The sequence below is a fragment of the Bacillus sp. N12A5 genome, assembly GCF_026790125.1.
Taxonomy (GTDB): Bacteria; Bacillota; Bacilli; order Bacillales; family Bacillaceae; genus Bacillus.
Window position 1 is genome coordinate 312,599 of the sequence record NZ_JALAMR010000009.1, and the last position, 12,579, is coordinate 325,177.

General features: G+C 44.6%; 15 protein-coding genes. 5 read left to right on the forward strand and 10 right to left on the reverse strand.

What is annotated here, in order from left to right; translation table 11 throughout:
- Window positions 1-41: 41 nt before the first annotated feature.
- The 3 genes from mbl to MOC09_RS13060 all read right to left on the reverse strand — a co-directional run bounded on the left by mbl (window position 42) and on the right by MOC09_RS13060 (window position 1,628).
- Entirely contained in the window at window positions 42-1,043 is a 1,002-nt protein-coding gene (mbl, locus tag MOC09_RS13050) for a cell shape-determining protein Mbl (protein ID WP_003227776.1), read from the reverse strand.
- Window positions 1,044-1,221: 178 nt separating this feature from the next.
- Window positions 1,222-1,503, reverse strand: a complete 282-nt coding sequence (spoIIID, locus tag MOC09_RS13055) for a sporulation transcriptional regulator SpoIIID (RefSeq protein ID WP_003221804.1) — start codon at window positions 1,501-1,503, stop codon at window positions 1,222-1,224.
- Between the two features lie 14 nt (window positions 1,504-1,517).
- The gene (locus MOC09_RS13060; protein ID WP_268360218.1) at window positions 1,518-1,628 is read right to left on the reverse strand and encodes a protein usd; all 111 of its coding nucleotides are present in this window, start codon (window positions 1,626-1,628) and stop codon (window positions 1,518-1,520) included.
- Between the two features lie 223 nt (window positions 1,629-1,851).
- Between MOC09_RS13060 and MOC09_RS13065 the strand changes: the two genes are divergently transcribed.
- Window positions 1,852-2,265: a MarR family transcriptional regulator gene (locus MOC09_RS13065; protein WP_268360217.1), complete on the forward strand. Its 414-nt coding sequence runs from the start codon at window positions 1,852-1,854 to the stop codon at window positions 2,263-2,265.
- A gap of 21 nt (window positions 2,266-2,286) precedes the next feature.
- Entirely contained in the window at window positions 2,287-3,477 is a 1,191-nt protein-coding gene (locus tag MOC09_RS13070) for an MFS transporter (RefSeq protein WP_268360216.1), read from the forward strand.
- An 87-nt stretch (window positions 3,478-3,564) separates the two neighbouring features.
- Here the strand turns inward: MOC09_RS13070 and MOC09_RS13075 are convergent, their stop codons facing one another.
- From MOC09_RS13075 to MOC09_RS13095, 5 genes are all read right to left on the reverse strand, one after another.
- Window positions 3,565-4,971, reverse strand: coding sequence for a right-handed parallel beta-helix repeat-containing protein (locus MOC09_RS13075; protein WP_268370757.1), 1,407 nt, complete (start codon window positions 4,969-4,971; stop codon window positions 3,565-3,567).
- Between the two features lie 101 nt (window positions 4,972-5,072).
- Window positions 5,073-6,545: an allantoin permease gene (gene pucI / locus MOC09_RS13080; RefSeq protein ID WP_268370758.1), complete on the reverse strand. Its 1,473-nt coding sequence runs from the start codon at window positions 6,543-6,545 to the stop codon at window positions 5,073-5,075.
- A gap of 179 nt (window positions 6,546-6,724) precedes the next feature.
- A complete protein-coding gene (locus tag MOC09_RS13085) occupies window positions 6,725-8,083 on the reverse strand; it encodes an MFS transporter (protein ID WP_268370772.1) in 1,359 nt (452 codons plus the stop codon).
- Entirely contained in the window at window positions 8,083-8,652 is a 570-nt protein-coding gene (locus MOC09_RS13090; protein WP_268370759.1) for an isochorismatase family protein, read from the reverse strand. The genes MOC09_RS13085 and MOC09_RS13090 overlap by 1 nt, the downstream gene beginning before the upstream one ends.
- A 184-nt stretch (window positions 8,653-8,836) precedes the next feature.
- Entirely contained in the window at window positions 8,837-9,301 is a 465-nt protein-coding gene (locus MOC09_RS13095) for a hypothetical protein (protein WP_268360212.1), read from the reverse strand.
- Between the two features lie 281 nt (window positions 9,302-9,582).
- Between MOC09_RS13095 and amtB the strand changes: the two genes are divergently transcribed.
- The 3 genes from amtB (at window position 9,583) to bcrC (ending at window position 11,907) form a co-directional block, all read left to right on the forward strand.
- Window positions 9,583-10,797: an ammonium transporter AmtB gene (gene amtB, locus MOC09_RS13100; RefSeq protein WP_268370762.1), complete on the forward strand. Its 1,215-nt coding sequence runs from the start codon at window positions 9,583-9,585 to the stop codon at window positions 10,795-10,797.
- 11 nt (window positions 10,798-10,808) lie between these two features.
- On the forward strand, window positions 10,809-11,159 hold the full coding sequence (locus MOC09_RS13105; RefSeq protein WP_003221829.1) for a P-II family nitrogen regulator: 351 nt from the start codon (window positions 10,809-10,811) through the stop codon (window positions 11,157-11,159).
- Between the two features lie 166 nt (window positions 11,160-11,325).
- Window positions 11,326-11,907 carry an undecaprenyl-diphosphate phosphatase BcrC gene (gene bcrC / locus MOC09_RS13110; RefSeq protein ID WP_268360210.1) on the forward strand — a complete coding sequence of 194 codons (582 nt, stop codon included), beginning with the start codon at window positions 11,326-11,328 and terminating at the stop codon, window positions 11,905-11,907.
- Between the two features lie 19 nt (window positions 11,908-11,926).
- On the opposite strand, the gene MOC09_RS13115 is transcribed toward bcrC, so the two are convergent.
- On the reverse strand, window positions 11,927-12,367 hold the full coding sequence (locus MOC09_RS13115; protein WP_268370764.1) for a VanZ family protein: 441 nt from the start codon (window positions 12,365-12,367) through the stop codon (window positions 11,927-11,929).
- Window positions 12,368-12,501: 134 nt separating this feature from the next.
- On the reverse strand, window positions 12,502-12,579 hold a 78-nt coding region (locus tag MOC09_RS20250; protein ID WP_326043451.1), incomplete at its 5' end, for an IS3 family transposase.

Here is a 12,579-nt window from a genome sequence, read left to right on the forward strand (position 1 = left end):
ATAAAAAAACCCCATTCTTTTTCAGAATGAGGTTAGTCAAATCAGCTTAGTTTGCGTTTAGGAAGCTTGTCCATATTATCAAGCATGACACCTGTGCCGATGGCTACGCAATCCATAGGATTTTCAGCGACGAGGACCGGTACCTTCAGCTCTTCAGCAAGCAGCTGGTCAAGGCCGTTTAAGAGTGCGCCTCCGCCTGTAATAATAACGCCGCGGTCAATAATGTCAGCGGAAAGTTCAGGCGGTGTTCTTTCAAGCACTTGTTTCGCGGCCTGCACAATTACAGCGACAGATTCACGAAGGGCCTCTTCAACTTCTTTACTGTTTACCGTAATTGTTCTTGGAAGACCGGAAACCATGTCCCGTCCGCGAATGGAAATTTCCTCGTGACGCGCGTCTGGGAAAACTGTTGCGACTTTAATCTTAATGTCTTCCGCGGTACGTTCGCCGATCAGCAGCTTGTACTCGCGTTTGATGTAATTTAAGATTTCCATGTCAAACTTGTCCCCAGCCATTTTAATAGAAGAGGAGGTGACAATATCGCCCATTGAAATGACCGCGATATCCGTCGTCCCGCCTCCGATGTCTACAACCATGTTACCGCTTGGCTGGAATATTTCCATACCCGCGCCGATAGCGGCAACTTTAGGTTCTTCTTCAAGGTATACATGTTTACCGCCGCTTTTTTCAGCAGCCTCTTTGATTGCTTTTTGCTCAACGGATGTAATATTCGTCGGGCAGCAAATGAGCATGCGCGGTTTTGAGAACAGGCCTTTTACATTCAGCTTGTTAATAAAATGCTTGAGCATTGCTTCTGTTACTTCAAAGTCAGCAATAACGCCATCTTTCAGCGGGCGAATCGCAACAATATTCCCAGGTGTACGTCCAACCATTCTTCTTGCCTCTTCGCCAACCGCCAGCACTTTGCCGCTGTTTTTATCAAGTGCAACTACGGAAGGTTCATTCAGAACAATTCCTTTACCTTTAACATGGATCAGTACATTTGCAGTACCGAGGTCAATACCAATATCCCTTGCAAACATCTATTTATATCCTCCTTGAAAATCTGTTTCACAGTAAATATCCACATTGTGCCCTAATTATATATATTATCATAAAATATAGAAAAAAAGTTGGAAGCACATTAAGTTCTTTACAAATTTTTGCGGATGTTTTATGAACGATTTCAAGAAGTCAATGCCAGCTGATGGCAGCAGGTGATTACGATTGCTGCACAGGCTCTCCTTCGAGAATTTCATCTTTTTTATATTTGAGTTTTGTCGCTTCTCCTCCTCTTAAATGCCTGATGGATTTATGATAATCGAGTATTTCCTTCACTTCGTTTGCCAAGTCAGGATTAATTTCAGGCAGACGCTCTGTTAAATCCTTGTGTACTGTACTTTTGGAAACACCAAATTCCTTCGCAATCACACGAACGGTTTTCTTTGTCTCCACGATGTACTTCCCTATCTTGATTGTTCGCTCTTTGATGTAATCGTGCACACCACTCGACCTCCCTAAAATGGATGTGAGAAGTGTGAAATGAGATCCGTATTCTGTAAAGAGTCGTTCATTATGCCGCTTCTTCGTTGTATGGTTTTATAAGTAGGTTTGTGAAATATGCCCACGATCCCTCACCTCAAACACTCTCTTTGTTAGGTTTGTAACAGTGTATTAGCATTCTTTTGGGAATATGCTAAAAACTCAATAAGGACAAGGGGTGAAACGAACTTTTTCAGCTTTGGAAACTATTTCGCATCACTAAATTTTTATCTTTACATCCATTCAGCGCTCCTGTAAAATAAAAAAAGCAATTAGTTACTTAGGTAAGTTTTTTAGAAGGAGACCGAAATGACCTACGTCAACAGACACCTCATTCATCAAATCAACCAAAGCGCCCGCCTGATTGCCAAGAAAGCTAATGAACAGCTCGAGCCATTCGGCCTTTATTCATCTCAATGGTCAGTTTTATATTGTTTGCGTACGATCGGACCAATGACTCAAAAAGAGATTTGGTCCTATTTAAATGTGGAAGCGCCGACTGTCACACGGACGATCAAACGCCTGGAGGAAAACGGCTGGGTACAGAGACGGCAAGGTGAAGACAAACGGGAAAAACTTGTTGTCCTCACAAAAGAAGCAGAGAAAAAATACGAAGAAATCAATGTGAAAATGCTGAAATTCGAGGAAGAACTGCTTGCAGATTTCCAGGATGAAGATAAGAAAGCTTTTTCTCATTTATTCAGCATGTTTTTACAACAATGAAAATAAGGAAGTGACATACATTTGAAAAAATCGGATGCCATATGGACCAAAGATTTTATAATGGTCCTGCTTGTCAATTTATTTGTGTTTGTGTTCTTTTATACATTTTTAACTGTACTGCCGATTTATACGCTTCAAGAGCTTGGCGGCACAGAATCACAAGGCGGGCTTTTAATCAGCCTGTTTCTTCTGTCAGCGATCATTACACGGCCTTTTTCCGGAGCCATCGTTGAGCGTTTCGGGAAGAAAAGAATGGCGATTGTCTCAATGGCGTTGTTCGCCCTTTCCTCTTTTCTGTATATGCCGATTCATAATTTATACTTATTGCTCGGCTTGCGGTTCTTCCAAGGGATTTGGTTCAGTATTTTAACAACTGTTACAGGTGCCATTGCAGCGGACATCATTCCGGCCAAACGCCGCGGTGAAGGGCTTGGATACTTTGCCATGTCTATGAACCTAGCCATGGCAATCGGGCCTTTTCTTGGGCTGAACTTGATGAAGGTCGTCAACTTTTCTGTATTCTTTACAGCCTTTGCGCTGTTTATGGTTGCAGGCTTGCTTGTTTCGTTCTTCATAAAGGTGCCCCAAAACAAAGACAGCGGCACGACTGTATTCCGTTTTTCGTTCTCGGATATGTTTGAAAAAGGCGCACTGAAGATTGCGACGGTCGGTTTATTTATTTCGTTCTGTTATTCAACTGTCACTGCGTATTTGTCTGTATTCGCAAAATCAGTTGATCTTTCAAATATCAGCGGATATTTCTTTGTTTGCTTTGCGGTGACAATGATGGTTGCGCGCCCATTCACAGGGAAATTGTTCGACAAAGTCGGACCTGGCATCGTCATTTATCCATCCATCTTGATTTTCTCAGTGGGGCTCTGCATGCTGTCCTTCACACATAGCGGCTTCATGCTGCTGCTTTCAGGCGCGGTTATCGGCCTCGGATACGGATCAATCGTGCCTTGTATGCAAACATTGGCGATCCAGAAATCTCCGGCGCACCGCTCAGGTTTTGCAACGGCAACGTTCTTTACCTTCTTTGACAGCGGAATTGCTGTAGGGTCATATGTGTTCGGATTGTTTGTAGCATCTGCCGGCTTCTCAGCCATTTATTTATCAGCGGGGCTGTTCGTTCTGATTGCTCTGCTTCTCTACGCATGGAGCCAGAAAAAGCCTGCGGAGGCAGAAGGAAAAGTGTCTATTGCAGAATAACTCATTGACTGCCGGAATTATCCGGCAGTCTATTTTTATATAAAAACGGCGTCCTGTTCCGCAGAACGGAAGAGAACGCCGCTTATGTTATTGAATGACCGGCCGCGCAGGAGAATTCGGATCTAACGTAAAGTCATAGGACTCTTCATCACGATACATCGGATCTGCATAAATGGATTGCTGATCATTATTTGTCGCTTTTCGATAGGATGCAAACGAATCGTATTCATTCTTTTTCCACATCCAAATGCCGTCTTGATCCGCTTCCTTATGGTATACGTTATGATTGACCGTATTACCTTCGTTTTCTGTAAAGTCGTTTCCGATGAATAACCTTGAATCACTGGCCGTCAATATATTCTTTTCAATTGTGTTATTTCTTGTATCATACTGCAGCAACAGCTGTCCGCCATACAGCCCCTTTGTGTCATTCCGGTATATAATATTGTGTGCAATCAGAGAATGACTGGTGCCGCCCCGTTTTTTATCGTATCCTCCGATTGAAATACCAGTGTAAGCATTGTTGTACACTTTGTTGTCTGTTATCTGAATAGCATTTGCATATTTCCCTTTGTGTTCAGACGTTGCTTCAATCCCAATATCGTTATCGTAAACTTTGTTTTTCTTAATCTCGATGTTGTGTCCCCCATCGACATAAATTCCGCCCGCAGAGTAATCATCTCCATAAGCAGGATTTCCATAAGTCGAGTTTTGATAAACCGTATTGTTTTCAACGGCTCCGTTTCGCACGTAATCGTTTTTATCCGCGGTTCCCTCATATCCAATAAGATCGATCCCAATGTTGTTATTGTTACGGACCATATTGCCCGCAACGATGAAGCCGTCAATATTTCCGTTTAGCACAACCGCTTCACTCGCGCCAAGCGTCAGTTTCTCAACCGTATTGTCCTCAATATGAATGTCTTTCATGCTGCCAGTCCCATAGACTGCGATTCCGTGTGCATTTCCTTCATCTGCTGTTGTCTTAATGTCGCGGACATGATTGTTCTTAATGGCAATATGGCTGCTGGAGCCTGACACATAAATCCCCATAGCGGTTGCTTCCTCAGATGAAACAGTTAGATCCTGAATCGTTAAACCGCTGATGGTGATGTTATGTTTATCGTGAATATGAATAAGCGGTGTTTCATAATCTGCATCCGCAACGGATTCTCCACTGACCACGACTTTTTCATTTTCATAGTTTCTGAATGTAATAGGCTTTTCGTCCGTACCGCTGTGCTTTACCTCAAAGGTTTCATGATACGTGCCTCCCCGAATCATGACAGTTGTGCCGGCGTCAGCCTCCTCTGAAGCATGTCCCAGTGTACGAAATGGCTTTTCTTTCGTTCCATCATTTTGATCACTGCCATTTGGCGAAACATAGATGAAGTTCCCTTGCTCTTCCTCATTTGCTCTTGTCTTGTCAAAAACAAAAGCGAGGATAACAGACGTCAACACACCTGCCAGAAGAATAAAATACCATTTTCTCATATTCGATTCCCATTTCGTTTTAGAATAAATGTCTAAAACAATTATAATGCATTTTTGGTAAACCGTTTCAAAAAAATGAAAATATAGCGTGATACTACATCTTACTCAGCCTGGCGGACCTGTGCAGGTTCAACCGATTCAATCGCCGATGATGCCGGCGGGTGAACACGCATCAGAACAATATAGAAAAGAAATGAAATCAGCACACCAACAAACCAGGAAATATCATATAAGCTTTTCAATGCTGGAACATACATGCCAATCAGCGAGATCAGCGCACCCAAAACCGTGGCTGCGAATGCACGGTAATTGTAGCCTTTACAATACACATACCGCCCTGTTTCGGAATAGAGGTCATCTACCGAGAGCTCCCGTTTGCGAATGATAAAATAATCAGCCATCATCACGCCTGCCACAGGACCAAGCATGCCGCCGATTAAACCGAGAAACGCATATACACTTGTCGCACTTTCCATCAGCTTCCACGGAATCGTAAATAAAGCGAGCAACGCAGTGATAAAACTGCCGCGTTTGAAATTAATATATTTCGGCAGAGCATTCGCTATATCATAAGCAGGCGATACGATATTTGCGGCGACGTTTACAGAGATCGTGGCGATACAGAGCGTAATCACGGACAATACAATGACGTAAGGGTTATCAAACCTGGCCAAAATATCGACCACATCCCAAATCGGCTCACCGAAAGCGACCTGCGAACCAGAGGTCACTGTAATACTGGCAAACGCAAACAGCGCGAAGGTTCCCGGCAAACCGTAAAATTGCCCTTTGATTTGCTCTTTTTGTGTTTCAGCAAACCGGGTGAAATCAGGGATATTCAAGATCAATGTCGCCCAGATGCCAATGATGCCGGTAACTCCGGCAGCAAACGGCCAGAACGTTTCTGAAAATGTATGGAACTTTCCTGGCTGAGAGTAAATAGGTCCCAATCCTCCGGCGATATCGACAGCCCACCATACTATGCCGCCAAATACCAGATACACTAAAGGCCCTGCCCACACCTCAAAACGTTTAATCGACTCCATGCCGTGATGCAATACGAGTAAATGAATGGCCCAAAAGAATACAAAAGATAGCAAACCAGACAAGTGAATGCCGAGAATGTTCCACTCGCCGCCAATTTCTCCCCAGCCCGGCCACATATTCAAAAGCAAAATGTTCAGCGCGGTGCTGCCCGCAAAGGTCTGGATGCCCAGCCACATGATTGCTGTAAACGCCCTTAGAAGCGCGGGGATATTCGCGCCGTATATTCCGTAAGAAGCCCTGATGATCACTGGAAACGGCAGCCCGTATTTTGTCCCTGCATGGCCGTTTAAAGCCAAAGCGCCAAACAAGATAAGCGATGCCGTAATAATGATCGCCAGCACCTGCCAAGGCGAAAGGCCGATCGCAATTAGTCCGCCCACCGTCGCATAGGTCGGGATATTATGAATACATCCCATCCAAATGGAGGCAAAGTTTATTGCTTTCCACGTTCGTTTTTCCTGTCCCAAAGGCAGCAGATCTTCATTGCTCAGTCTGTTGGACTGATGCTGGCTCTCTTTTAATATCATAGCCGGCTCCCCTTTCTATATTGTCTATATGCCATCATTCGTTATGTTTTATGACATTAGATGTCACTTAATATAACTGAAAAATCAGACAATAACATTGGCTATGATATACAATTTTCCCGTTTCTATTTGAACAGCTTAAACAAGAAAAGAGACAGACGCAGTATCTGTCTCTTTTCTTATGATGCAGTTTTCATTAATGCAGCAAATCTCACAGCCATAACCAAGCTCGCTCCGCCCGCTATGATCATGATGATTCCCATCATATCAAAATGTGCTGCTGTAATTTCTTTTCCAAAAAGCAAACCAAGAATCACCGAAGACAAAATCGACCCTAAATAACGGCAGGTTTGAAACAGCCCCGAGGTCGTTCCTACCATGTTGGAAGGACTCGTTTTCAACATCGCTGCCTGCAGCGCGACATTTCCAAGTCCGTAGCCTATACCCAAGATTGACAGGATTAAGCCTTTCCCGATGACCTGAGCATTGATAAAAAAGATGGTTAAGAGCACGGCTCCAGCCGTCATTAAAAGCGCACCCGCAAAGATCGGCTTGACGACGCCTGACTGGTCGATCCATTTGCCAGTTATAGGTGACACAACGATGCTCATTCCTGACATAAACAGCATAAACAGGCCGCTCGTTTGAACAGAAAGATGCATTTCATCCTGAAAATAACTCGGCAGCCCAAAAAATAAACAATAGAAGAAAACATTCAGTAAAATAAACTGAACATACACGGCTGACAGGTTTCGCTGCGTCCTGAACAGGCGGACATCAATGAACGGCTTATCCGTTTTCAGCTCATGCCAAACAAATGCTCCGAGCAGAACCACGCCAAGCACACCTTCAACCGCATGCGGCGTCGTGCTGAATGACAGCAGAAAGGATAAAAGGAAAATGATACCTCCGGAAAATAATACAATACCCGGAATATCGAGCTGCCGGACAATCGCTTTAATCCCTGCGCCTTTTTTCTGATCTTTCGGGAACATATAGATGCCCAATAAGAAGCTGAGGATAATAAACGGCAAATTGACGATAAAGATCGCCGGCCAGCCGCCCCACACGATCAAAAAACCGCCGACTGTCGGCCCAAGTGCCGTCATGGCAGATGCAAAAATAGAGAGCACAGCCAAGGCTGACGCCTGCCGCTCATGAATATGACTCCGAATCAGCCCGACTCCTGACGGATAAATCGCACTGCTCCCTACCGATTGAAACAGCCGCATGGCCAATAATGTCATAAACGTTGGCGCAAACGGTGCCCCGATGGCAGAAACCGCAACAAGAATGAGCCCGAATAAAAACAAGCGTTTTCGCCCGATCAAATCGCCAAGCTTGCCCGTTACAGGCTGAGCCACGGCACTCGCCAGGTAAAACGAGGAAATCAGCCAGGACACCGTTGCAAACGACAGATGAAACTCATGCTGGATGCTATGGAGCGCAAGGGAAATCATAGACGAGTTCAGCGGGTTCAGCATCGTCCCTGAAGCCACCGCTGTTAAAAAAACAGCACGGCTTTTTTTCGATATCATCATTTTACTTGGGCCAGAAATTCTTCCGTTGTCCGCGATTTACCGATTCTCGGGAAAATAAAGCGCAGTGTGGCTTCATGCTCTTCCTCGCTGAACGTGGTCATGGCATCTGTAATAAAAATCTGCTGATAGCCAAGCTGAAATGCCTCGCGTGCTGTGCTTTCCACCCCGATGTTCGTCGCAATGCCGCATAACACAATCGTATCAATACCGCGGCGTCTCAGCTGCAAATCTAAATCCGAGCCAAAAAAAGCACCCCACTGCCGTTTTGTCACAGTGTAATCTCCATCCTGCACACCGATTTCCGGGACAAATTCGGCCCAGTCCGCAGGCATTTCTCCTGAACCTCCCTGCGCAGGCTCATCCGTTTGCGGCTTCAGTGCATCCGCTCCGTCATGAAAGGCTACATTCACAAAGCTGATAAACCCATTATGTTTCCGAAATTCATCTACGAGTTTTTTCGCATTTGGGACAACCTGTCCGCTTTGATCAATCGGCACAATTCCCTTCTGTAAATCAATGATAACCAATGCTGTTTTTTGAAAATCAATGTTGAGTGTATTCATCATACGTCTCCTCCTGATGCTGTTAGTGTTTCTCACATTGCATATTTTACTCTTCACTCTGCCTACATTCTTATATGATGCTTGTGAAATTCTCAGAAGGAGCGCTTTTCTCATGATTTTTCTTTTATGTAATAGTAACAGGTGGTACAGATGAACAGACCGGCAAGCACTGCAATCATAAGAGGCGTCATCGCTTCATCACCTGCCTGCCGTTTAGCTGCTCATGTTTGAAAATGCCCGTGAATTTGCGGCGGTCCACCCAGAGCAGGATGAGACACATGACCATTAATATCGTGCTGAGATCCTGTACGCCAATATGAAAACAATAGTTAATCAAAACGATGTTCACAATAATCGGCATAAAAACAACGGCCCCTAATGCAGATGTTCGCGGAATCAGCAATAAAACAGCTGCAAGAATCTCACCAAAACCTATAAACAGTTCGTAGACACGGGAATAACCGAAAAAAGTCCACACAACGGCAAATCCCTCCCCGGCAGCCGCCTCAATTTCAGGTGTCACCTCGCCAAACTGGCCAATCACCACTTTCGCCAGCCCATACACAAAAAAATTAAAGGCTAAAAACAATCGGAACGTCGCTGGAATCGATTTACTGACCGCTCTCCTCAGCCTATTGCCTTTCTTCATCACGCATCCCCCTCAGTGTATTATTTGAGTTAGTACACTTAATACAGTATGAAACATTCTACTCGCTGTCAATTCCCATTTTTGCTCATATAAACAGCCTCTTTTATAGATATAAAGTCTTGTATCGTAAAAAATGCCGTTTTCGTTCTGTACATCCCTCGATAACATTCCCTAAAAAACCATGTTAGGAAATCTTACATGAAAATGTTTTATCATTCTTTTTTCTCTATAATGAAGAAATATAATAATTGCTTTTTATTCTGAAAGATACGGAGGAATGAGACATGCAAATGGGCGATACAGTTTTTATGTTCTTTTGCGCTTTACTCGTGTGGCTGATGACCCCGGGATTAGCGTTATTTTATGGAGGAATGGTAAAAAGCAAAAATGTGCTGAGCACTGCGATGCACAGTTTCTCTTCCATTGCCATCGTTTCCATCGTTTGGGTGCTGTTCGGATATACACTTGCCTTCGCACCAGGCAATTCAATTATTGGCGGACTGGAGTGGGCTGGTCTGAAAGGGGTCGGATTTGATCCGGGAGATTACAGTGAAACGATTCCCCACTCATTATTTATGATGTTCCAAATGACATTCGCCGTTCTGACAACAGCGATTATTTCCGGGGCTTTCGCAGAGCGGATGCGATTCGGCGCTTTTCTTTTATTCTCGGTTTTATGGGCTTCCTTGGTTTACACACCGGTTGCGCACTGGGTATGGGGCGGCGGCTGGATCGGCCAGCTTGGCGCGCTTGATTTCGCTGGCGGCAATGTTGTTCATATTTCCTCCGGTGTGGCAGGTCTTGTTCTCGCTATTGTGCTTGGCAAAAGGAAAGACGGTACAGCGTCTTCTCCGCACAACCTCATTTACACATTCTTAGGCGGGGCTTTGATTTGGTTCGGCTGGTTCGGTTTTAACGTCGGCAGCGCCCTGACCTTAAATGATGTGGCCATGTACGCCTTCATCAACACAAACACTGCGGCGGCTGCCGGGATCGCCGGCTGGATCTTAGTTGAATGGATCATTAACAAAAAACCGACGATGCTCGGAGCGGTATCTGGCGCGATCGCCGGGCTTGTGGCAATTACGCCGGCTGCCGGATTTGTCACACCATTTGCTTCTATTATTATCGGCATCATTGGCGGGGCGGTTTGTTTCTGGGGTGTTTTCTCACTTAAAAAGAAATTCGGATATGACGATGCGCTTGATGCCTTTGGCCTGCACGGCATAGGCGGCACATGGGGCGGGATCGCAACAGGCTTATTCGCGACAACCTCTGTTAATTCAGCGGGCGCGGATGGATTATTCTACGGTGATGCAAGCTTAATCTGGAAACAAATCGTAGCCATCGCCGCCACTTATGTTTTTGTCTTTATTGTCACTTTCGTTATTATTAAAATTGTAGGCCTCTTCCTTCCCCTTCGCGCCACCGAAGAAGAAGAATCACTTGGGCTTGACTTAACGATGCACGGGGAAAAAGCATATCAAGATTCTATGTGAGGAGTGACGCTATGAGCGGTCAAATGTTCAAGGTAGAAATTGTAACGCGTCCGGCAAATTTCGAAAAGCTGAAGCAGGAACTCGGAAAAATCGGAGTCACCTCTCTGACCTTCTCCAATGTTCACGGCTGCGGCCTTCAAAAAGCACATACGGAGCTCTATCGAGGGGTAAAAATAGAAAGCAATGTATACGAGCGTTTAAAAATCGAAATCGTGGTCAGCAAGGTTCCTGTTGATCAAGTGACCGAGACCGCCAAAAGGGTTCTGAAAACGGGATCGCCGGGTGACGGTAAAATATTTGTCTATGAAATCAGCAACACGATCAACATCCGCACTGGCGAGGAAGGACCTGAAGCACTGTAATCATTTTGAAGAGATCCGAAATTCCGGATCTCTTTTTTTGCCCCCATAAACACTTCCTCCTATTCGAATTCTCTTCAAGCACCACGCTTTCTGGCAAACTCTTTTTTGATTTGAAACTTTTTATGAGTATAATGAGTCTATTATTAAAAATGTAAAAGGTGATTATTTGAATTACGAAATCTTTAAAGCAATCAATGGACTATCTCATCACAATTCAGTTCTCGATTCGATTATGGTCTTCATAACGGAATATGCCATTGTCGCGTATGCCCTTATCCTCTTGGCAATCTGGCTGTTCGGGAACACGCAAAGCAGAAAAAATGTGCTTTACGCGGGACTTACAGGAATTGCGGGTCTTGTCATCAATTATTTGATTACGCACATTTATTTTGAACCGCGCCCGTTCGTTGCGCACACCGTGCATACGCTGATACCGCATGATGCGGATGCTTCATTTCCGAGTGACCATACAACAGGTGCGTTAGCAATTTCTATTGCGATGCTTTTCAGAAACCGCAAAATCGGCTGGCCCCTTGTCATTTTCGGGCTTTTGACAGGCTTTTCGAGAATTTGGGTGGGACATCACTATCCGGTAGATGTATTGGGCAGCCTCGTTGTCGCGATCATTATCGGGTTCCTTTTCTTTAGATTTTCAGATCTGCTTCGCCCATTCGTCGATTTGATTGTAAGAATCTATGAAGCCATCATCAATAAACTGACGAAAAAACCAACCGATCAAAATTTCTAAGAATACAAAAGCCGGCGTCTTATTCCAAGAGCCGGCTTTTATATTTTTCATACATCTCATGTTTTCTCCGCTTCGCCAACACCAATAAACCGTAAAACAATAGAATTCCAACAGTATCGATGAGCACATCCCGAATACAGCCGTTCCTGCTGAAGAAGAGCTGCAGAACTTCTGTGAAAAAAGCAAATGCGAACGAGGCGGCTGCCGCTGCTCTTATGCTGCCCAGCTGTTTCCACAGCAAATATGTCAGCACGAAGAAGGAGAACGCATGCCCGATTTTTTGAATAAACGCTTCTGGTACAGCCAGCTCTGTCAAATCCATAACGGCAAATTGAGACAGATCAGGGTTCGGCTCAAAATGAAAAGCCACTGTTTGCGATACGACCATGCCGCTGAAGCTTTCCGTACAGACAGAAAGCAGAATAAAAAAGATCCAGCCTGCGAGCAGTAGGCGGTTCATGCCATAACCTCCTTTATAACGTACGTGTTATTGTGTAATTACATAGACGGCCAAACAAAGCAAAACGTAACAGAAAAAAAACGCCTATCACACGGGACTGACCCCCGTTTTTGAGACAGGGATCAAAACACCTTTTAAACAGCCAATTGCCGATAGTTTATCGGTGATTGGTTGTTTAGTTTCGTTTGAATACGAATATTGTTATAATAATG